This is a genomic window from Dyadobacter sp. 32 (assembly GCF_902506755.1).
GTDB lineage: Bacteria > Bacteroidota > Bacteroidia > Cytophagales > Spirosomataceae > Dyadobacter.
In genome coordinates, this window is sequence record NZ_LR735258.1 from 4,472,461 (window position 1) to 4,495,218 (window position 22,758).

Genomic DNA, 22,758 nt, shown 5'->3' on the forward strand with positions numbered 1-22,758 from the left:
GTCTCAAACACCTCTCATCATGAAATTTATCAAAGCAATCATTTCCCTGTCTATCGTTATTGGGCTTGTTTATGCGCTCGACCGCTCCTGGGGTCCGGTGCCCGCCTTAGGTAGTTTTTTGAGCCCCTTTACCGGATTCTGGCAAAACGGAGAAAAGCAAACGATTGCTAAGTCGGAAAAAGTGTTACGGCTGGATAGCTTAAGAGAAGAGGTTATTATCCGTTACGATGACGTGGGTGTCCCGCATATATTTGCCAAAAATGACTATGACCTGTCTTTTGCGCAAGGTTATGTAACGGCACAGGACCGTCTGTGGCAAATGGATCTTCAGATACGCGCAGCATCCGGCCGGCTATCTGAGGTGCTTGGACCAGCCACGCTTGAACTGGACAAGAGCAGTCGCCGACTCGGCATGGGCTACGGCGCAGAAGCCAATCTGAAGGTGGCCATGAGCGATGCACATACCAGAGACGCTTTTCTGGGTTACACAGCCGGAATAAATGCATACATAAGAAGCCTGTCGCCCAAAGACTATCCGGTAGAATACAAATTGCTGGGTTATAGACCAGAGCCCTGGAAGCCAATCAACATCATGTATATGATGGAGCAGATGACCCTGAACCTCGCTGGAAGGTCCAACGACCTTACCATGTCTGCCATTTTGAAAAATTACGGCAAGGAGGTGACGGATCAGCTATTTCCGGACTATCCGATGTTTCAGGAAAGCCCCATTATTCCGGTTGGTACCAAATGGGATTTCAAAAAGGTGCCCATTCCATTGGAGACACCACACATGGACACGATTACAAAGTCTGCGAAACTACCGAAGGGTTTCCGGGAAAATGAACCCAAAGTAGAAGGGTTAGGCAGCAACAACTGGGCCGTCGGTGCTGAAAAATCGATTACCGGATATCCGATATTAGCCAATGACCCTCATCTTGAACTGACACTGCCGTCGATCTGGTATCAGATACAGCTAAATGCTCCGGGCATAAATGTATACGGAGTTTCTCTTCCGGGCATACCCTTCGTCATCATTGGTTTCAATCAGAATATTGCCTGGGGTGTAACAAACGTGGACGCCGATGTTTATGACTTGTATAAAATCAAATTTAAAGACGCATCACAATCACATTACTGGCATGATGACCAATGGAAAGCTACCCGGCAACGCCAAGAGCTCATCTATGTCAAAGGCCAGCGCGACCCCATCCGGGAAGTTATTACCTACACACATCATGGGCCCGTGACCGAGCATAGCGGCGATGCGGATAGCACATCGGACGTTGCCGTAAAGTGGATAGGCCATGAGGCGGGTAACGGCTTTATTACCTTTTATGAACTGAATAAGGCAAAAAATTATGATGACTACCGCAAAGCGTTGTCACATTATGTTGCCCCGGCTCAAAATTTTGTATTTGCAGACAATGGCAAAAACATTGCCATCACGGTCAATGGAAAGCTTCCTCTGAAATACCGGAATCAGGGAAAATACCTGCTGGATGGATCTAAAACATCTGATGACTGGAAAGGATGGATCCCGGCAGAACAAAATCCTTTTGTGAAGAACCCGCCACGCGGTTTTGTAAGCTCTGCCAACCAATCGTCCACCGACCCCACCTATCCTTATTATATCAACTGGATCTTTGCTCCGACTGAAAGGGGTATCCGAATCAACGAGCGTCTTACTGCCATGTCCAAAGCCAATGCGGACAGCCTGCGAATGCTTCAAAATGATAATTTCAGTGTAATGGGCCGGACGATCCTTCCAAAGTTATTGTCCATACTTGAAGCCAATCCACTGAGCCCGGCTCAGAAAGCAGCCCAGACCACCCTAGCCGGCTGGAATTATCAGAATACACCAGAATCAATTCCAGCTTCCATTTTTGAAACGTGGCTGCCCATATTGCATAACGAGATATGGAAAGATGATTTTGATGAAAAAATTGGCCCCGCCAATTACCCGACAAGGGATCGTACAGAATATCTGATCCTGAATCAGCCGAACGAACGTTGGTTCGATAACATAAAAACGCCTGAAAAGGAAACATTACCCGACCTGGTGCTCAGCAGCTTCAGGACAGCCCTGGATACCCTGAATGCCCGGCATGGCGCTATGGGCCCGGCATGGCAATGGTCGGAGGTAAAGCAATCCGAAATTCGTCATCTGAGCAGGCTGATAAAACCTTTTAATGCACCCAAACTGGTAACGGGAGGTGGTGGAAGTATTGTCAATGCTATCACCAAACGTCACGGTCCGTCATGGAGAATGATCGTGGAACTAGGCCCGTCTCCTAAGGCGTACGGGATCTTTCCTGGCGGGCAATCGGGAAATCCGGGCAGTCCGTATTATTTGAATATGCTTGACAAATGGCAGAAAGGTGAACTCAATGAGCTTGTTTACCTGACCTCGCCGGACGAGAAAAATCCGCGGTTAACTTCAAGTATTAAACTTCAAAAAAATTAATAATCTGATTATGAACTTCATTATTATTTTTATTCTGACGGCTATTTTTCAGGTCTTTGCACCCTGGTGGGTCATCGCTCTGATACCGTTTCTCGTTAGCAGCTGGCGGCCGTCCGACGCACGGACGGCTTTCCTTACAGGCTTTGCAGCAATAGGAGTCCTCTGGTTTAGCTACGGCCTGTATCTTCACGTAAACTCAGAAGGATCTATGTCTAACCGTATCGCGGAAATATTCTCACTACCCGGTGGCATGGTGCTCCTGGCTGTTACGACGCTGGTGGGCGGGCTCGTGGGAGGGATGGCTGGCCTATCCGGCTATTTTGTACGCCAATTGGTCGAAATAAAGCCCGAGACCATTTCGGCACGCCGATAGAGGTCCACTTTTATCAGGTTGTTTATAGTAACCTTTCAATAGTACATGGTACTTAAACACAAATCATTATCTTTGCGGCTCTTTCTAAAAAACAATAAAACTTTAAAAACGTGAATAACAATACTTCGTTGATTTGGAACATCGTACTTACCCTTGCTGTGGCGGTGTTATTCTTTTTACATTTTTCGGGCAAGTCCGAAACAGGTGCAGCCGTGGCAGATGGCGGAGTAGTTCCCGGACGTCGTACCGTTTACGTGCAGGTCGATTCGCTTTTGAAAAACTATGATTTCTTCAAGGAAACCAAAAAAGAACTTGAAAATAAGAACTTTCAGCTTGAAAATGAGTTGAATACAAAAGGCAGATCATTGCAGAATGAAGTGGCTTTCTTCCAACAAAAGGCACAGACTATGACCCCAGAGCAAGCACGTTCAACAGAGGCGCAGCTGATGAAAAAACAACAGGATCTGGTTGCTTACCGGGATCAGGCCGCTCAGGGGTTACAAATGGAGGAAGGCAGAAAGAATGAGCAATTGTATAAAAATATCCGTGCGTATATCGAAAAATATAACAAAGAAAACGGTTACGAATATGTCCTGGGCTACTCACTGGGTGGCGGGATTTTGTTTGCAAATCCTTCCCTGGATGTAACCCAAAAGATCATCGACGGACTAAACAAAGAACATGCCGCTTCTGGCACAGCCAAAGCAGATACTACTGCTAAAAAGTAGGTTTCTGGTATTTCACGAAGATTTAATTAAAAACGAGGTGCCGCAAGGTTGCCTCGTTTTTTTTGCCAGGATCCCTCCCGAACAGACCTCATGATCGCATTTATTCTATATAGTTTTGGCTAGATATCAATTCAGAAGTATTAATCTAAAGCACAAAAAGAGGTGCCGAATCAACAGCACCCCTTAATAAAACCTCAATCTATAATTGCTGTTAAACAGCCGATGAAGACAGCTTGGCTCCTATATACTCCCTGTTCATGCGTGCAATGTTTTCAAGACTTATCTCTTTCGGACATTCTGCCGAACAGGCTCCTGTATTGGTACAGGCACCAAATCCCTCCGCATCCATCTGCGCAACCATTTTCTCTGCACGAATACTTCTCTCGGCTTGCCCTTGTGGTAACAAGGCCAGCTGAGATATTTTAGCAGATACAAATAGCATGGCAGAAGCATTTTTACAAGCAGCTACACAAGCACCGCATCCAATACACGCCGCCGCCGAAAATGCATCATCTGCTGCTTCTTTTGGTACTGGCAGGCTATTGGCATCTTGTGCATTACCTGTATTTACGGATACAAACCCGCCGGCAGCTATTACCCTGTCAAACGCATCACGGTTTACAACCAGATCTTTGATGACTGGGAATGCCTCCGCTCTCCATGGTTCTACAACGATGGTGTCGCCATCACTGAACGAACGCATGTGTAGCTGACAGGTAGTTACTCCCCTCAACGGACCATGCGGACGCCCGTTAATATACATAGAGCACGCGCCACAAATTCCTTCGCGGCAGTCGTGGTCAAATGCAACCGGCTCCGTCCCTGCTTCAATAAGTTGCTCATTAAGGACATCGAACATTTCCAGAAACGACATGTCCGGTGAGACGCCTTCCAGGCTGTAATTTTCAAAACCACCTTGTGTATTACTATTGCTTTGTCTCCAGACTTTAAGCTTAATATGCATGTTACCTGCACTCATTGTTGTAATAGTTAACGGTTATCAATTAACCTATATAATATTGGTACAAGCTGATGGCTAACTTCAAACAGCCGATAGCTGAGTGCCGACAGCCGACGGCCATTATTTATAACTTCTTTGCGCAATCTTGATATTGTCGTAAATCAATTCTTCCTTATGAAGTTCCCACTCTTCTACACCTTTGTGTTCCCAGGCAGAAACAAACATAAAGTTTTCGTCATCACGCAAAGCCTCACCTTCCTCCGTCTGATGCTCTTCCCGGAAGTGTCCTCCACAGGATTCTTCACGAGCCAGCGCGTCAATACACATCAATTCTCCTAGCTCGATAAAATCGGCAACACGCCCGGCTTTGTCTAACTCAGGATTGAACTCCGTGATATTACCCATTACTTTGACATCGCTCCAGAACTCATTACGAAGTGCCCGTATTTCAACAATGGCTTCCTTGAGCCCCTCGGCATTACGAGCCATCCCGCACTTATCCCACATAATTTTGCCTAGCCGGCGGTGGAATAGCTCCGGTGACGTTTTCCCCTTTATTTTGATCAGCGTATCAATCCGGTCGGTTACCTCTTTCTCAACCCTAATAAATTCGGGATGGTCGGTAGGAATTTTTCCAGTTCCGATTTCTTTCGCCAGATAAGCACCGATGGTGTAGGGTATAACAAAATATCCATCCGCAAGCCCCTGCATCAACGCCGAAGCACCCAAACGGTTTGCTCCATGATCTGAGAAATTGGCTTCTCCAAGTGAATACAAACCCGGAACGGTTGTCATCAAATTGTAATCAACCCAAAGACCACCCATGGTGTAGTGAACGGCGGGATAAATCCGCATGGGCACTTCATACGGATCTTCACCGGTGATCTGCTTATACATGTCGAAAAGGTTACCATACTTTTCCTTTACAACAGCCTTTCCCCAAGTAGTGATATCCTCCTTGGATGGATTGGCAATATTATTTTTGTTCGCTTCTCCTTTGCCATACCGCTCAAATGCCGCTGCAAAGTCAAGAAAAACGGCTAGTTTGGAACTTCCTACACCGTAACCTGCATCACATCTTTCTTTGGCAGCTCGCGAAGCAATATCACGGGGAACCAGGTTACCAAACGCAGGGTAACGACGTTCCAGATAATAATCTCTTTCATCTTCCGGAATTGCATTTCCCGGACGGGTATCATTTTTCGCTTTTGGCACCCAAATCCGACCGTCATTCCGCAACGACTCGGACATCAGCGTCAGCTTGGATTGGTGCTCACCGGATACGGGGATACACGTAGGGTGAATTTGTGTAAAACAGGGGTTTCCAAAAAATGCCCCGCGTTTATGTGCCTTCCAGGCAGCAGTAACGTTACTACCCATGGCATTTGTAGACAGGTAAAATACGTTTCCATAGCCCCCTGTACAAAGTAGCACTGCATGCCCACCGTGCCTTTCAATTTCTCCCGTGATCAGGTTACGCGCAATAATACCGCGGCATTTACCATCGATATTAACAACGTCAAGCATCTCATGGCGGTTGTACATTTTCACCGTACCCATACCTACCTGACGCTGCAAACCGGAATAAGCTCCAAGCAGTAATTGCTGGCCTGTTTGCCCGGCTGCGTAGAATGTACGCTGAACCTGGGTTCCACCGAAAGATCTGTTGGAAAGCAAGCCACCATATTCACGGGCAAAAGGCACACCGGCTGCTACGCATTGGTCAATAATATTTCCGGAGACTTCCGCAAGACGGTGAACATTCCCCTCTCTTGCTCGGTAATCGCCCCCTTTAATGGTGTCGTAAAAAAGACGGTAAACAGAGTCTCCATCGTTTTGGTAATTTTTTGCCGCATTGATACCTCCCTGTGCGGCAATGGAGTGCGCACGACGTGGGGAATCCTGAAAACAAAACGCTTTTACTTTATAACCCAATTCGGCCAGCGTTGCAGCAGCAGACGCTCCCGCAAGGCCGGTTCCCACTACGATAATTTCCAGGTTACGCTTATTAGCAGGATTTACAAGCGGAACGGAAGACTTGTATTTACTCCATTTGGTTTCAATTGGTCCTACTGGTATTTTGGCATCCAGACGAGATGAAGTTGCCATATATATATTTTAATTTTTAAATAGTCGAAAAATTAAATTCACAACATGTTAGCCAACAGCCATCGGTCTGTAGCTCTTATTGTTTTAATAAACCCATCCCAAATAAATGGAAATAGGCATGAGCGCAAAAAGCGTGGGAATCACAATCGAAAATGCTGTTCCCAGGAAAGAAATGACACCGTTGTATTTGATGTGATTAAGCCCCAGAGACTGAAATGCGCTTTTAAAACCATGTAATAAATGCCAGAACAGCGAAACACAGCCCAGAACATAGATCAGCACGATGACAGGATTCTGGAAAATATCCAGCATCATTTTATACAAATTCAACTCTTCACCGGTTGCAAACTGATTGGCACGATTGGGGATCCAGAAGTGCGCAGTGTGGATGACCAGGAAAATCAATAACAAAGTACCCAGTAAACCCATACTTCTCGAATACCAAGTACTGTTGGCAGAAGGATTGTTTACTGCATACTTTACGGGACGAGCGGCCGAATTGGATCTCCAGAGTATCAAACCGTCCACGATGTGAATTAAAAATCCTGCAACCAGACCAATCTCAAGAGTCCGGATAATGGGATTAGTACCCATAAAATGGCCCCAGTGAGTGAAAGTTTCGCCGCCATCGTTGTAAAAAATCATCGCATTGATGGTGGCATGAATAACCAGAAAGCTTATTAGAAAAAGTCCGGTAAGAGCCATCAGGAGTTTTTTACCAATGGAACTCGTTAACGTTTGTGTAAACCACGACATAGGAAACACGAATGGATTTAGTACAAAAAAATAGGTACAACTAGAACCTTTCAAAGGTAGAGTACAAACGTATGCGACACAATAAAAGAGCGCCATTTTTGCAAACCCCATTATTATTTATAATCATTATTAAGAATTCGTGACGAGGCGGCGTAAATCGCCGTGTTAGACGGGCTTTTAATAAAAATACATATCTTTCACTTTATTGAATCGGAATCCAGCCGGGCATACACATTTTTATCCCTGTTTTTCGTTGAAAATACGGCGGCTAAATCTGCCTGCCATTTTTAACATGAAAAGACTTTCCTATTCCGTATTTTTGAACCAGTATTTTACCGCTTTAGCAACATCAGGGCTTAGTAAATAGTATTTATTACCATGCGAAATCTTCTATCTTTCCCTCTCTTCTGTCTTTTGGCCCTGCTTATGATTATAGCCGGTGAATCCAAAGCCACCCACTTTCGTGCTGGTGAGATTACAGCCAAACGTATCTCAGCGACATCGCTAACTTATGAAGTTAAGCTCACCGCCTACTTTGACATAGAAAAAGGAAAGCCTGCTGCAGATGCCGCCGTAAATGTTGATTTTTATTTTGGAACGGATGGCCCAAAGCGGGTGGACAGGGTTCCGGGATCTGTCCGAAACATTGGCAATGGTACCACGGTGAATGAATATGTAACCAATTACACATTCCCATCTACTGGGGCTTATAACATTTCGGTGACAATGGATAACCGGAATGCCAATACATTAAACCTGAATAATGGGTTGGGTACAGACCAGCTGAATTTTTATGTTCACTCCATTCTGGAAATTAACGCCAGTTTTGGATTGAATCAAACGCCGGTTTTACTGAATCCCCCGATTGATCTGGCGGCTGTGGGACAGCGGTATATCCACAACCCAAACGCTTTTGATGCCGATGGCGATAGCCTCTCTTATAAAATGTTCGTTCCGCAGGAATCCATTGGAAACGGAAAAGGTCGGAACATTCTATACAAGCATCCTAACTTAGTGGAGATTCCAGGCGTTCCTAGTAGGACCGAAGGCGGAGCAACTCCTGCTACTTTTAGTATTAACCCGGTCACAGGCGATCTGATCTGGGACGCCCCTATGGTTAAAGGTCAGTACAATGTTGCATTTATCGTCGAAGAATGGCGTGATGGTGTGTTGATTGGCCAGATAATCAGAGATATGCAGATCCTGGTCGAAGACGCCCGCAACGACAGGCCCTTACTAGCCCCCATCCCCGATATTTGTATTGAAGCAGGAACGACCGTCAACCAGGTCATCAGGGCCACAGACAAAAACGGCGACAGGCTCAACCTGACCACCACCGGTGGCGTATACCTGGGATCACTCGTTTCGCCAGCGCTCGCGACTTTCAACGTTGCCCAGCAGGGGTCCGTTGGGGCAGTTACAGGCCAGTTTATCTGGCAGACCAGCTGTGCACACATACGCCAGGAGCCGTATGATGTCCTCTTTAAAGTAGAAGATGCCCCAGCAACAGGAAACCCGCCTGCATTCCGCAAACTCGTCGATATGACCACGCTCAATATCAAAGTCTACGGGCCCGCACCTGTCAATCTCCAGGCAGTTCCTGTCACCAATCCAGCAGGAAACGCATACAGCCTTACCTGGGACGCCTATAAATGTCAGATCCCCGGTGCCAAAATATTCATTTACCGAAAAGAAGGTTGTTTCGATGTACCCGTAGATGTGTGCGTAACAGGCGTGCCGGCGGAATGGGGATATACCGAGGTTGCCAGTGTACCCGTGGGAGATGTGGCTTACATCGACAATAACAAAGGAGCGGGGCTTAAATCCGGGGTCTCGTACAGCTACCGCATTGCCGTCAAATTCCCTAGGCCAGGTGCAGCGCCTACTGAGCCAGGGGCACTGATCGGTGGCGGCGAAAGCCTTTCTTCCGCAGAATCATGCCTGAGCCTGCCTCAAATATTGCCATTGCTCACCAATGTAACCGTGGATTCAACCAGTACCACAAAAGGTGTGATCACTGTAAAATGGATCAAACCCGCCGTTGTACAGGGAGGACCCGCCCAATACCGCCTCCTGAGAGCAACAGGACTCAACGGAACCACTTTCACAGAGGTTGCCAGAATTGATGTAGGCCAAAACCCCGACGACACCTTTGTCGACAGGAACCTGAACACAGTCGCAAACGCTTACAACTACCAGCTTGAATACTGGCACACCGAAAACAATACGCTCGTAAAGCTTGGGGTGACCGAACCCGCAAGCAGTGTCAGGCTAGAACAGGGGGCTGCGGATCCTTCACTGATCAGGCTCAACTGGACTGCCATTGTACCATGGACAAATACAGGACAGACCCACCGAATTTACCGAGAAGACAAGGCTAATCCAGGAACTTTCAACAGGATCGCCGAAGTGCGCGTACAGGGAACCGAAACTTTCACATACTCCGACGATGGTAGCGATAAATATGCCGCGGACGGCGTCGTAAATGAAACCATATCCGTAGGCCCCACCTACTGCTATAAGGTTGAAACAGTAGGATCTTACAACAATAGCAGAATTACGCCTTCCGTACTCTACAATTTCTCACAGATCATATGCGTATCCACAACCGATACAACAAAGCCATGCCCGCCGGTGCTGGTCATTGATCAGCTGGATTGCGCTACCATCAAACCCGAAGAATTTTGCGACAATGTCTCTTTCACCAACAACCTTTCATGGACTTACCCCGAAAGCGTTGCAGGCAAGCCATGTGATCCCAATGTAACCTCCTACAAAGTGTATTACGCAAGGTACGAAGGAGATACACCAGCCCTGATCAGAGAAATTAAAACACCCCCATTGCCGCTGGCCACTTCGTTTGCGCATGAAGGTCTCACTTCATTTGCAGGATGTTACTATGTCACGGCTGTAAACAGATTTGGAAGAGAGAGCCCACCTAGCAACACCGTTTGCAAGGACAACTGTCCTATGTATGTGTTGCCAAACGTATTCACACCAAATGGTGACGGGAAAAACGATATTTTCCAGCCTTACGATTGCCCTAGTTTTGTTCAGTCGGTGCAGTTTAAGGTGTTCAACAGATGGGGTGCCAAAGTCTTTGAAACAAAAGATGTCAAAATCAACTGGAACGGTAAAAACAGCTCTGGTACCGATCTCTCAGCAGGGCAGTATTATTATGAAGCAGTGGTCCTGTTTGAATCCATCCAGAAAAACCCAAAACCTACACAGATCAAAGGTTGGGTACAGATTCTCAGGTAAGATTTAAAAACAGTCCCATTTTTTTCTTTTAAGTCTATACACCTAAGATTTGATGTAAACATCAAATCTTAGGTGTATTAATTCCAAGAACATACCCGTTTTAATACAAGCTGGTTCTATGGAGTGCTGAATTGTATTGTCAATTTAGTTTACATCATACTCCAAACACATATCACGGGTGTGTTATCAATACCTCTATCCAATAAATCACGGATCAATATGCGCTCTATATTACAGTTTAAGCTATTATTTTTAATTCTGCTGATACTCCATACAGGCTATCGGGCGAGCGCAACACATATTCGTGCAGGTGAGATCACAGCAAAAAGAATTTCTGCAACCTCATTGACTTATGAGATCAAACTAACCGCATATTTCGACATTGTAAACGGAAGAGATGCAGCCGCGAGCCAGAATTTCGTAAATTTTGTGATAGGAGCGGCAGATGTTAATCCAAGAGATCCGAATTACCAGCCGGATTTCAGGACCGCTCCACGAAGTATCCCTTTTCCGAGCATTGGTAATAATACCACCCAGAATACATACATTATAAATTATACCTTCCCTTCTGCAGGCAAATTCCGTATCTCTTTTGAAGAAGATAACAGGAACAACAATATCCTGAATATTGGCCCACCACCAACCCAGGATCTGAATTTTTATGTTCACTCCATTCTGGAAATTAACGCCAGTTTTGGATTGAATCAAACGCCGGTTTTACTGAATCCACCGATTGATCTGGCGGCTGTGGGGCAACGGTATATCCACAACCCAAACGCTTTTGATGCCGATGGCGATAGCCTCTCTTACCGTTTATTTGTCCCGCAACAAGGTGGTGTGAAAGGTTCCGGTCAAAACCTTCAGTATAAAGACCCTAACCTGGTAACTCCTCCGGGTGCTACGGAAACAGGAGCCAGTCCCGCCACTTTTAGTATTAACCCGATTACAGGCGATCTTATCTGGGATGCCCCGGCTACCAAAGGCTACTACAATGTTGCCTTTATCGTCGAAGAATGGCGTGACGGTGTATTGATTGGCCAGATTATTCGGGATATGCAGATCATTGTCGAAGACGCCCGCAACGACAGGCCCTTACTGGCCCCCATCCCCGATATTTGTATTGAAGCAGGAACGACCGTCAATCAGGTCATCAGGGCCACAGATAAAAACGGCGACAGGCTCAACCTGACCACCACCGGTGGCGTATACCTGGGATCACTCGTTTCGCCAGCACTCGCGACTTTCAACGTCGCCCAGCAGGGGTCCGTTGGGGCAGTTACAGGCCAGTTTATCTGGCAGACCAGCTGTGCACACATACGCCAGGAGCCGTATGATGTCCTTTTTAAAGTAGAAGACGCGCCAGCAACAGGAAACCCGCCTGCATTCCGCAAACTCGTCGATATGACCACGCTCAATATCAAAGTCTACGGGCCCGCACCTGTCAATCTCCAGGCAGTTCCTGTCACCAATCCAGCAGGAAACGCATACAGCCTTACCTGGGATGCCTATAAATGTCAGATCCCGGGCGCCAAAATATTCATTTACCGAAAAGAAGGTTGTTTCGATGTGCCCGTAGATGTGTGCGTAACAGGCGTACCGGCCGAATGGGGATATACCGAGGTTGCCAGTGTACCCGTGGGAGATGTGGCTTACATCGACAATAACAAAGGAGCGGGGCTTAAATCCGGGGTCTCGTACAGCTACCGAATTGCCGTCAAATTCCCGAGGCCGGGTGCAGCGCCTACTGAGCCAGGGGCACTGATCGGTGGCGGCGAAAGCCTTTCTTCCGCAGAATCATGCCTGAGCCTGCCTCAAATATTACCATTGCTCACCAATGTAACCGTGGATTCAACCAGTACCACAAAAGGTGTGATCACTGTAAAATGGATCAAACCCGCCGTTGTACAGGGAGGACCCGCCCAATACCGCCTCCTGAGAGCAACAGGACTCAACGGAACCACTTTCACAGAGGTTGCCAGAATTGATGTAGGCCAAAACCCCGACGACACCTTTGTCGACAGGAACCTGAACACAGTCGCAAACGCTTACAACTACCAGCTTGAATACTGGCACACCGAAAACAATACGCTCGTAAAGCTCGGGGTGACCGAACCCGCAAGCAGTGTCAGGCTAGAACAAGGGGCTGCGGATCCTTCACTGATCAGGCTCAACTGGACTGCCATTGTACCCTGGACCAATACAGGACAAACCCACCGCATTTACCGAGAAGACAAGGCTAATCCAGGAACTTTCAACAGGATCGCAGAAGTGCGCGTACAGGGAACCGAAACCTTCACATACTCCGACGATGGTAGCGATAAATATGCCGCGGACGGCGTCGTAAATGAAACCATATCCGTAGGCCCAACCTACTGCTATAAGGTTGAAACGGTAGGATCTTACAACAATAGCAGAATTACGCCTTCCGTACTCTACAATTTCTCACAGATCATATGCGTATCCACAACCGATACAACAAAGCCATGCCCGCCGGTGCTGGTCATTGATCAGCTGGATTGCGCTACCATCAAACCCGAAGAATTTTGTGACAATGTCTCTTTCACCAACAACCTTTCATGGACCTACCCCGAAAGCGTTGCAGGCAAGCCATGTGATCCCAATGTAACCTCCTACAAAGTGTATTATGCAAGGTACGAAGGAGATACACCGGCACTGATCAAAGAAATTAAAACACCCCCGCTACCCCTGGCCACTTCGTTTGCGCATGAAGGTCTCACTTCATTTGCAGGCTGTTACTATGTCACGGCAGTAAACCGTTTTGGAAGGGAGAGCCCCCCTAGCAACACCGTTTGCAAAGACAACTGTCCAATGTATGTGTTGCCAAACGTATTCACACCAAATGGTGACGGGAAAAACGATATTTTCCAGCCTTACGATTGCCCTAGTTTTGTTCAGTCGGTGCAGTTTAAGGTGTTCAACAGATGGGGTGCCAAAGTCTTTGAAACAAAAGACGTCAAAATCAACTGGAACGGTAAAAACAGCTCTGGTACCGATCTCTCCGCAGGGCAGTATTATTATGAAGCGGTGGTCCTGTTTGAATCCATCCAGAAAAATCCAAAACCTACACAGATCAAAGGTTGGGTACAGATTCTCAGGTAAGATTTAAAAACAGCACCATTTTTTTCTTTTAAGTCCAAATAACTTTATTTGCAGCCCGGCCGACAGCCGGGCTTTTTTAATTCCACTATGAACATCTTAATAACTTATTGATTATGAAGAAGGCATATATTTTCCCAGGACAAGGCTCTCAGTTTAAAGGGATGGGTTTAGAACTATACCAGACATCCGATTCGGCAAAAGCTTTATTTGACCAGGCCAATGAGATATTGGGGTTCGATATTACCAAAATCATGTTCGAGGGGACAGATGACGAGCTGAAGCAGACCAATGTAACACAGCCGGCAATCTTCTTGCACTCCGTAATTTTGGCAAAAACGAGCAGTAACTTTTCGCCTGATATGGTTGCGGGTCATTCACTTGGAGAGTTTTCCGCCTTGGTATCTGCCGGAGCACTTTCCTTTGAAGATGGGCTGAAACTGGTCGCCAAACGGGCCGATGCCATGCAGAAAGCATGCGAAATAAGACCTTCTACCATGGCAGCAATACTTGGGCTTGACGATGCCACCATTGAGCATATTTGTTCCGGGATCACGGACGAGATTGTGGTGCCTGCTAACTATAACTGTCCCGGACAGGTAGTAATTTCGGGAAGCATTGAAGGTGTGGAAAAAGCATGCGAACTGTTGAAATCTGCGGGAGCCAAACGCGCGTTGCTATTACAGGTAGGCGGAGCCTTTCATTCTCCATTGATGGAACCTGCACGGGAGGAACTTGCCGAAGCCATTCATGCTTCCCGGTTTCAATCGCCCCTGTGCCCGGTTTATCAAAATGTAAATGCCCTACCGGCAACCGACGTTTCGGTTATCCGTGAAAACCTGATCGCACAACTTACCGCTCCCGTTCGTTGGACACAATCCGTTGAAAAAATGACCGCTGACGGCGCTACTACTTTTGTTGAGTGTGGGCCGGGAAAAGTACTGCAGGGCCTGGTCAAAAAGATCACAAGTGGTGCAGAATTAAGCAGTATTTAAATTTTTTATCCAAAACGCTTGACAAGCTCGATTACACACTTTACTTTTGCACCACTATTTACGGTTTTGGCCGATGGTGTAATGGTAACACAGGACATTTTGGTTGTCTTATTCAGGGTTCGAGTCCTTGTCGGCCAACAGTAAAATTTAAAGAGCTCAATAAAATGAGCTCTTTTTTTATGCCCCATCATCAGCATCCACTCCCGAGCCGGAGTTCCCGGCATCTCAAACTATTTTCTTAGGTACCGATTTCCTTAAAAAGGTTACAAATAGGCATGCATATATAGACTATTTTGATATGAAATGTTACATTTACTTTGTTTAACCTAAAGGCACCTTAATAATGAAAATCGAACCAAGAATTAAAAAAAGAGACAAGGAAAGGACAAAAAGTAAAATCCTTAAAGCTGTTGGAGAAGTAATAGAACAGCACGGGACAGAAAAAGTGGGGGTGAATCTCATTGCACGAACGGCAGGAGTAAATAAAGTACTCATTTACCGTTATTTCAACAGTGTAGATGGGCTGATGGAACAGTACGTAACATCGGGCGAGTACACTTCTACGACGGGCGAAGAATACCTTGAAAATATTGGCGTTGTAGCCTCAGAAGATCGCGCAAAAACGATGACTTCCATGGTGTTGACCTTCTTATCGGACCTGCGCGAGCGGAAAGCGACCCGTGACCTTCTCAGATGGGAGATTGGCACAGGTAAATCAATGCTCTCGGATGCACGCAATGAGGTCGCCCTGCGACTGTTGAATAGAATAGGCGATCTACCCAACTGCCCCGATACCGGAGCATTGATGACATTCATCACCGCCGGAATTTACTACCTGACCATTTCGAAAGATTACCGCGAAAAAATGATAACGGTCGACCTTCAATCCGACGAAGGATGGCACAAGATTGAGAAAGTCATCGAGGATATAATAACCAATGCCTCAAAATAATTGCCTGTCATAGCATGCAGCCAATAGCCCCGGGTCAGTAATGCCTGGGGCTAGTTTTTTTATTGAGCAGACCGAATTATCCATTCCCAAACTATCTTTGTCTTCGTAATGTCACTTCTTTACACCGGGATATAAACCAATCGAACCAACCTGGGGAAATCGTACCTATGAGCGTATTAAAAAAACTAGCAAGCGAGACTGCGATATATGGTATAAGTACCATGCTAGGTCGGTTTTTGAACTATTTGCTGGTTCCCCTTCACACCAAACTATTTGAACCCCAACAGCTTGTTGCTCAAGGCCAGCTTTATACCTACGCCGGGCTTGCACTTGTATTGTATACCTTTGGTATGGAAACGGCATTCTTTAGGTTTGCAAGAAAGGAAAGCGATCGTACCCAATACTTTAATCTGATCCTGAGCGCCGTATTGATTACCAGTACGTTTTTCTCGGGATTACTCTTCATATTCGCTGCTCCGGCTGCTGACTTTATCACCTATCCCGAAAGCACAAACCTGGTAAGAACCTTCGCGATCATCATGGCCATAGACGCCATCGTTGCTATACCCTTCGCAAGGCTTAGGCTGGAAGGAAATGGCAAAAAATTCGTGACCATCAAGGTGGCAAACATACTGATAAACATCCTTCTGAATGTTTTCTTTCTGATCATCTGCCGCGATATTTATGAAGGAGATTACCTGCGCTCACTTAAGCCCGTCATAGACCTCTTTTACAACCCTGTCAATGCGCCCAGCTATATTGTTCTGGCGAACCTTATCGCTAATATTTTGTATTTCTGGATGCTAAGAAAGGAGCTTGCGGATTTCAGATTTGTGTTCAGCGCAGCATTGTTCAAACCCGTTTGGGTGTACGCTTTCCCCATTCTGATCATGAATGCCGGTGCTGTACTTAACACTTTGTTTGACCGGGCATTTATCCAATATCTTTTACCCCCTGACTTTTATCCCGGCCGCACCAACCGGGCCGCAATTGGAATATACATCCAGTGTTACAAGCTTTCCATTTTTATGAACCTTGCCATACAGGCCTTCAAATATGCTGCGGAGCCCTTCTTCTTTTCAAAAGGAGAAGATAAAAATGCCCCCGACGTCTTTGCCAAGGTTACCAAGTGGTTTGTAATAATCTGTGTATTGATGTGGGTGGGAATAAGCCTGAACGTAGACCTTTTGGCAGAGTTATTTTTGAAAAAGAAAATTTACCACGAAGGTATTGCCGTAGTTCCTTGGTTATTGGCCGGCTTTTTGTTTCTAGGAATTTACTATAACCTCGCAACCTGGTTCAAGCTTACCGATAAAACACAGTATGGTACATTCCTTACACTCACAGGTGCATTGACAGTGGCCATTCTGAACATTGTTCTTGTTCCCCGGGTAGGCTATCTTGGATGTGCTATTGCTTTTGCCTGCTCAGGATTTACAATGATGGCCCTGTGTTATTACTATGGGCAAAAATACTATCCTGTTCCGTACCAGGTGAGGTCGGCCCTGAGTTATATCTTTGCAGCGGGCCTGCTGATATATGCCTCAACATTTATCAAGATCCCAAATCTGCTTGTGGCAGTACCCATACACATGACGATGTTTATCGTTTTTAGTATGGTGGTTTTTTGGATCGAAAAAGATTCCTTGCCCTTTATGACAAGGAAGAAAATCGTACGGTAAGTAGGCAATCCCCCGCTACCTTTCCATTTCCCGAAGAAGCTTATTGGAGAACAAAAACTCTTTTAGCTCCGGTACGTCTGTTCTCACAATATCCGAATTCAAGCCTTCCCAAAGCTTAGCTCCCTCATACAAGAATATTATATTCTGCCCGATCTCCAGAACAGAATTCATATCATGGGTGATGATGATGGTTGTGATCTGATACTCATCCGTTATCTCCTTGATCAGCTCATCAATTTTTACAGAGGTTAGCGGATCCAGACCCGAGTTAGGCTCATCGCAAAACAGGTATTTTGGGTTCATCACAATGGCTCTTGCAATACCCACACGTTTTTTCATGCCACCGCTTATTTCCGAGGGCATACGCTTGGCGGCAGCCTCCAGCCCTACCCGCTGCAGGCAGAAGGTGATCCTGTCCTGCTTCTCAGCCGGCGACTGATTGGTCAGCATGTCGAGCGGAAACCGCACGTTTTCCTCAACGGTTTTTGAATCAAAAAGAGCGCCTCCCTGGAATAAAACCCCCATTTCGCGCCGGATGGACTGCTGGGTTTCTTTATCGCTGTTGTAAAAATCACGGCCATTGTAAAGCACAATTCCCGAGTCGGGTTTCACCAAGCCTATCATGGCTTTGAGCAAAACGCTTTTACCCGTGCCGCTTCCTCCGATTATCAGATTGGTCTCTCCCTGTTTGAACGTAGAAGTGATTCCTTTTAGAACTTCCTTTCCGTTGAAAGCCTTTCTTATATCATTAATTTCAATCATTTTTCCGGTGTTGAATCAGGTTATTTTTCAAATTCCGTCTTCAATAAAATTTACAGTAAAAGTTGCGCCAGCAAGTAATCGGCGATCAGTACCGCGATACAGCTGTTGGTAACTGCCTGGGTACTGGATCTGCCGACCTCCAGAGCACCTCCTACGGTGAAGAATCCCTGGAAGGACGAAATGGTGGCGATCAAAAACCCGAAAACAAAGGGTTTAATACACATAAAAAATAAATTATAAGGGACGAAGGAATCGCGGATTCCATACAAATAATCTCTTTCCGTAATTACACCGGTGAGCGTTCCTGCCAGATAGCCTCCAAAAATCCCAAGAAACGCGGCAAAAATAACCAGCATGGGAAATGTAAACATGGCCGCCAGCACCTTAGGTAATACGAGGTAGGAAGAAGAGTTTATTCCCATAACTTCTAGCGCATCGATTTGCTCTGTAATGCGCATGGTACCCAGCTCACTTGCGATGTTGGAACCCACTTTCCCCGCCAACACGATACACGTAATGGTGGGAGCGAGTTCCAGCAATTGCATGTCTCTTACAATTAAAGCAACCGTAGAAACGGGGATAATCGGGCTCACCAGATTATAGGCCGTTTGGATACACGAAACCGCACCAATAAAAGTGGAAACGATGGCAACAATAAATATGGAGCTTACCCCAATGCCCACACATTCTTCCATAAACCGACGCCAGTAAACGCCTATTTTCTCGCCTTTACCAAAAAGCGTCCCCAAAAAAATAAAGTATTTTCCTATAACAGACATATAATCCAGATTGTATTCGATATTTTCGCGAAAATTAGGCAAAAAAAGAGCCAAAGTAATCTTATAGTAATAACTTCGACGTTTCGGGAGGCTTTTTAGATTTAATATGCCGCCGATTCCACCCGTATTTGCTCAATAGAACATAATAAATACTAACGGCCAGGCTGATTTCAGCCTCCGTTAAAAAACCAAATATCAAGAAATAAATGAATCCTCTGGCAATCATATCGGGTGGAACTAAGGGCATTGGAAGGGCTTGTATCCAACGATTCATGGAGGCCGGATTCGACGTGGTTACCTGTGCCAGAAACGAAAGTGATCTTTTGGAATTACAGGAAGAAACGCGTCTTGCCTTTCCAAAAACGATCCTCTTTTGTCATAAAGCGGATCTTTCAGTTCGTTCCGAGCTCAATTCATTTATTGACCACATCATTTCCCTGAATCGGTCAATCGACGTTTTGATCAACAATACCGGCATTTTTATTCCCGGACAGGTTCATAACGAAGAGGAAGGTGTACTTGAGAAAACAATTGAGACAAATCTTTACAGTGCCTATCATCTCACCCGTGGCCTGATCAATGAGATGATAAGCCGAAGGAAGGGGCATATCTTCACATTGTGTTCGACTGCCAGCATAGTCGCTTACCCCAACGGGGGATCCTATTGCATATCCAAATTTGCATTATATGGAATGACCAAAGTACTGCGGGAAGAAATGAAGCCTTTTAATGTAAAAGTTACTGCGGTACTACCCGGAGCTACCTTTACGGATAGCTGGAAAGGTACAGAATTGCCCTCAGAGAGATTTATGGACTCCAAAGACGTGGCTGATACCATTTTTGCAGCCTATTCCTTGTCGCCGAGAGCCAACCTGGAGGAAATCCTGATCAGGCCACAACTTGGAGATTTGGGCTAAGTTTAGTAAAGAACAAACCAATTTTGTTAAATTGCCGAATTATTAAAATTATTTATTAAAATCCCTTATATTTCTTTTCATGGAACAATACCTGGGTATAGATGTGGGTGGTACCAATGTAAAAATGGGTATCGTGGATGCCTCAGATGGGAGAATTTCCAATTTTTATAGTCATGATACAGCCAGCTGGCGAAGCTCCGGCCATTTTATAGAACGGCTTGGTGACGCCATATCACTTCAATTGGTGGAATATCCGGAGGTTAAAAAAGTGGGAATTGGAGTACCTGGCCTTACAACACGAGATAGAACCACATTAATAGAAATTACGGCAATCCCGGAAATCGATGGGATTGCTATCGTGCCAGTCCTCAAAAAACGCTTTCCCGGTCACGATTTTTTCCTTGAAAATGATGCCAATGCGGCAGCGTTGGGCGAATATTATTTCGGTGAGGATAAGCTACCTGAGGATTACATTTTTGTAACCCTGGGTACCGGAATTGGAGGGGCGGCCATCATCGACAAAAAAGTATTCAAGGGTGGTGGCGGAAATGCCATGGAGCCAGGTCATATTCCTTCCAAAAACGGAAAAGTGCTGGAAAGAAATATAGGAAAGAAGGAGCTTCTTGATATGGCCAACCGGATGAGGGCCAGTTATACCGGAACCACTCAGCTTCCGTCGGACGGGACCATTTCCACCACTGGGCTTGTTGCGGCAGCCTCGGCAGGAGATGAACTAGCCAAACAGATCTTTCAGGAAATGGGTTATCTCCTTGCAGAAGGCCTGGTTGCGATGATCCGTATATTGGACATCACCACCATTCTGATTGGCGGCGGAATTTCGGCATCCTTTGAATTTATCCTGCCGGCAATTAATGAAAAGTTCGAATACTGGCTGACTCCTTACTATTTAAAAACAATCACCATCAAGCGTGCAACGCTTGCGAACGACGCTGGCTTGTTGGGCGCAGCATCGTTGTGTTTTGATTAAGGGAAAGTTATTTCATAAATTTGATCGTCCCTCTACGGCTGATGGGACGATCAAATTTACTGATACTCAACATAGTCAAATTTACTTATCTTAACCATTAGGGGTTAGGCTTTATCCAAATTTGCTCATACGTTCTCCTGCATGAAGTTATCGATAATTGTTCCCGCCTACAACGAAGAAAAAACGATCCGGTCTGTGCTGGAAAAGCTCAGGTCTGTTGAGCTGATTGCTGGGTTCCAAAAAGAGATTGTGGTGGTGAATGATTGCTCCACAGACCAAACAGAAGCCGTTGCCAACCAATTTATTCAGGAGAATCCGATGATGGAAATCAGCTATTTCCGTCATGAATTTAACCAGGGTAAGGGGGCGGCGCTGCACACAGGAATCCGCAGATCAACCGGGAATTATATTATTGTTCAGGATGCCGACCTGGAATATGATCCACAAGAGTTCAACATTCTTCTTAAACCGGTTGTGGACGGTTTTGCAGATGTGGTTTATGGGTCACGATTTATGGGAGGTAAACCCCACCGTATCCTGTTTTTCTGGCATACAATCGGAAATAAGCTTCTTACTTTCCTTAGCAACATGTTTTCCAATCTCAACCTTACGGACATGGAGACCTGTTATAAATTATTCCGGGCTGATCTACTCAAAGGACTTGTCCTGACTGAAAAAAGATTTGGCTTTGAGCCCGAAGTTACGGCCAAGATTTCCAGGGTACCCAAAATCAGAATTTATGAAGTGGGAATCTCGTATTACGGCCGAACTTACGAAGAAGGTAAAAAAATAAACTGGAAGGATGGATTCAGGGCCCTCTATTGCATCATAAGATATGGTCTTGGCAGCTAAACAAAGTTAACTTCCGCCATTAGCTTAATTCCAAACTTAGCTTCCACCGAAGCCTGAATCTTTTCTGACAATAATTTAATCTGAGCCCCGGTTCCCCCACCATAATGGACCAGCACGAGTGCCTGACGATCATGAACGCCAACGGCACCTTCGCGGTAACCTTTCCAGTTTGCCTGCTCAATCAGCCACCCGGCAGGAACCTTGACCAGTCCAGGACCGGTATGATACCCTGGCATGTCGGGAAAATAGGTCTTCAATTTTTCGTATTGATCTGCCGGTATCTCCGGATTTTTGAAAAAACTTCCAGCATTTCCTATTTCTGCCGGATCGGGCAATTTACTTTGCCGAATGCGTATCACTGCGTCGCTAATGGACTTGATTGAATAGGATGTTATCCCCATTTCATTCAGTGTACTTTTGATATCGCCGTAGGAAACCTTAAACTGAGGGACTTTATTCAGGCGAAACGTAACGCCTGTGATTACGTACTTACCTTTCAGAGAATGCTTGAATACGCTTTCGCGGTATCCAAAATTACATTCCTTATTGGTAAATACTTTCAATTCGCCGGTCGCCAGAAAGAGAGCCTCTACAGTTTCCACAACCTCTTTTATCTCAACACCATACGCCCCGATATTCTGCATAGGCGCAGCGCCGACTGTTCCTGGTATCAGAGACAGATTTTCAATTCCTGCATATCCATGGGCTACACAATACATGACCAGATCGTGCCACACTTCACCGCCTCCGGCATGTAACCAGACATAATCGTCATCTTCCCGGATCTTTTCAATTCCTTTGATTAACAGATGAATTACCAGCTGATCGATGTTATTCAGCAACAAAACGTTACTTCCTCCGCCAAGGATAAATTTGGGGATATTATTCCATTCAATGCTGGTAATGATCTCCGATAGCGCTCTTACCGACCGGGCCTCAGCGAAAAAAGCCGCGGACGCGGCGAGACCGAATGTATTTAATTTAGTCAGGTCTTTATTGTATTGAATATGCATCAAATGTCCTTGTTAAACGATCGCAAAGTTAGAAAATAGAATCACA

Annotated in this window: 17 protein-coding genes and 1 tRNA gene; 12 read left to right on the forward strand and 6 right to left on the reverse strand. The window is 45.8% G+C overall.

What is annotated here, in order from left to right; all coding sequences use genetic code 11:
* Positions 1-19 precede the first annotated feature (19 nt).
* The 3 genes from DYADSP32_RS18160 to DYADSP32_RS18170 all read left to right on the forward strand — a co-directional run bounded on the left by DYADSP32_RS18160 (position 20) and on the right by DYADSP32_RS18170 (position 3,568).
* Positions 20-2,467 (forward strand): penicillin acylase family protein, encoded by a 2,448-nt coding sequence (locus DYADSP32_RS18160; protein WP_149241423.1) that lies wholly within the window; start codon positions 20-22, stop codon positions 2,465-2,467.
* Between the two features lie 10 nt (positions 2,468-2,477).
* Positions 2,478-2,840, forward strand: coding sequence for a hypothetical protein (locus DYADSP32_RS18165; RefSeq protein WP_149241422.1), 363 nt, complete (start codon positions 2,478-2,480; stop codon positions 2,838-2,840).
* A 110-nt stretch (positions 2,841-2,950) separates the two neighbouring features.
* Positions 2,951-3,568 carry an OmpH family outer membrane protein gene (locus DYADSP32_RS18170; protein WP_149241421.1) on the forward strand — a complete coding sequence of 206 codons (618 nt, stop codon included), beginning with the start codon at positions 2,951-2,953 and terminating at the stop codon, positions 3,566-3,568.
* A gap of 211 nt (positions 3,569-3,779) precedes the next feature.
* Here DYADSP32_RS18170 and DYADSP32_RS18175 read toward each other — a convergent pair whose 3' ends face one another.
* The 3 genes from DYADSP32_RS18175 to DYADSP32_RS18185 all read right to left on the reverse strand — a co-directional run bounded on the left by DYADSP32_RS18175 (position 3,780) and on the right by DYADSP32_RS18185 (position 7,394).
* Positions 3,780-4,532 (reverse strand): succinate dehydrogenase/fumarate reductase iron-sulfur subunit, encoded by a 753-nt coding sequence (locus DYADSP32_RS18175; RefSeq protein WP_414618172.1) that lies wholly within the window; start codon positions 4,530-4,532, stop codon positions 3,780-3,782.
* Between the two features lie 117 nt (positions 4,533-4,649).
* The gene (locus tag DYADSP32_RS18180) at positions 4,650-6,638 is read right to left on the reverse strand and encodes a fumarate reductase/succinate dehydrogenase flavoprotein subunit (protein ID WP_149241419.1); all 1,989 of its coding nucleotides are present in this window, start codon (positions 6,636-6,638) and stop codon (positions 4,650-4,652) included.
* Positions 6,639-6,722: 84 nt separating this feature from the next.
* Positions 6,723-7,394, reverse strand: a complete 672-nt coding sequence (locus DYADSP32_RS18185) for a succinate dehydrogenase cytochrome b subunit (RefSeq protein ID WP_149241418.1) — start codon at positions 7,392-7,394, stop codon at positions 6,723-6,725.
* 378 nt (positions 7,395-7,772) lie between these two features.
* Here DYADSP32_RS18185 and DYADSP32_RS18190 point away from each other — a divergent pair, with 378 nt between their 5' ends.
* The 6 genes from DYADSP32_RS18190 (at position 7,773) to DYADSP32_RS18215 (ending at position 17,401) form a co-directional block, all read left to right on the forward strand.
* Positions 7,773-10,655, forward strand: coding sequence for a gliding motility-associated C-terminal domain-containing protein (locus DYADSP32_RS18190; protein WP_149241417.1), 2,883 nt, complete (start codon positions 7,773-7,775; stop codon positions 10,653-10,655).
* A 219-nt stretch (positions 10,656-10,874) separates the two neighbouring features.
* The gene (locus tag DYADSP32_RS18195) at positions 10,875-13,775 is read left to right on the forward strand and encodes a gliding motility-associated C-terminal domain-containing protein (protein WP_149241416.1); all 2,901 of its coding nucleotides are present in this window, start codon (positions 10,875-10,877) and stop codon (positions 13,773-13,775) included.
* Between the two features lie 113 nt (positions 13,776-13,888).
* A complete protein-coding gene (fabD, locus tag DYADSP32_RS18200) occupies positions 13,889-14,767 on the forward strand; it encodes an ACP S-malonyltransferase (RefSeq protein WP_149241415.1) in 879 nt (292 codons plus the stop codon).
* A 67-nt stretch (positions 14,768-14,834) separates the two neighbouring features.
* A tRNA-Gln gene (locus tag DYADSP32_RS18205) sits at positions 14,835-14,905 on the forward strand.
* Between the two features lie 205 nt (positions 14,906-15,110).
* Positions 15,111-15,719: a TetR/AcrR family transcriptional regulator gene (locus DYADSP32_RS18210; protein ID WP_149241414.1), complete on the forward strand. Its 609-nt coding sequence runs from the start codon at positions 15,111-15,113 to the stop codon at positions 15,717-15,719.
* A 167-nt stretch (positions 15,720-15,886) separates the two neighbouring features.
* Positions 15,887-17,401 carry a polysaccharide biosynthesis C-terminal domain-containing protein gene (locus DYADSP32_RS18215; RefSeq protein WP_149241413.1) on the forward strand — a complete coding sequence of 505 codons (1,515 nt, stop codon included), beginning with the start codon at positions 15,887-15,889 and terminating at the stop codon, positions 17,399-17,401.
* A gap of 15 nt (positions 17,402-17,416) precedes the next feature.
* Here DYADSP32_RS18215 and DYADSP32_RS18220 read toward each other — a convergent pair whose 3' ends face one another.
* Together DYADSP32_RS18220 and DYADSP32_RS18225 are read right to left on the reverse strand one after the other, a co-directional pair.
* Positions 17,417-18,163: an ATP-binding cassette domain-containing protein gene (locus DYADSP32_RS18220; RefSeq protein ID WP_149241412.1), complete on the reverse strand. Its 747-nt coding sequence runs from the start codon at positions 18,161-18,163 to the stop codon at positions 17,417-17,419.
* 50 nt (positions 18,164-18,213) lie between these two features.
* Positions 18,214-18,942 carry an ABC transporter permease gene (locus DYADSP32_RS18225; RefSeq protein WP_149241411.1) on the reverse strand — a complete coding sequence of 243 codons (729 nt, stop codon included), beginning with the start codon at positions 18,940-18,942 and terminating at the stop codon, positions 18,214-18,216.
* A 206-nt stretch (positions 18,943-19,148) separates the two neighbouring features.
* Between DYADSP32_RS18225 and DYADSP32_RS18230 the strand changes: the two genes are divergently transcribed.
* From DYADSP32_RS18230 to DYADSP32_RS18240, 3 genes are all read left to right on the forward strand, one after another.
* Positions 19,149-19,859, forward strand: coding sequence for an SDR family oxidoreductase (locus DYADSP32_RS18230; protein ID WP_149241410.1), 711 nt, complete (start codon positions 19,149-19,151; stop codon positions 19,857-19,859).
* A 79-nt stretch (positions 19,860-19,938) separates the two neighbouring features.
* Complete coding sequence (locus tag DYADSP32_RS18235) at positions 19,939-20,847, forward strand: ROK family protein (protein WP_149241409.1); 909 nt, start codon at positions 19,939-19,941, stop codon at positions 20,845-20,847.
* Between the two features lie 141 nt (positions 20,848-20,988).
* On the forward strand, positions 20,989-21,699 hold the full coding sequence (locus DYADSP32_RS18240) for a glycosyltransferase family 2 protein (protein WP_149241408.1): 711 nt from the start codon (positions 20,989-20,991) through the stop codon (positions 21,697-21,699).
* Here the strand turns inward: DYADSP32_RS18240 and murB are convergent.
* Positions 21,696-22,712 (reverse strand): UDP-N-acetylmuramate dehydrogenase, encoded by a 1,017-nt coding sequence (gene murB, locus DYADSP32_RS18245; RefSeq protein ID WP_149241407.1) that lies wholly within the window; start codon positions 22,710-22,712, stop codon positions 21,696-21,698. The genes DYADSP32_RS18240 and murB overlap by 4 nt on opposite strands.
* Positions 22,713-22,758: the final 46 nt, after the last annotated feature.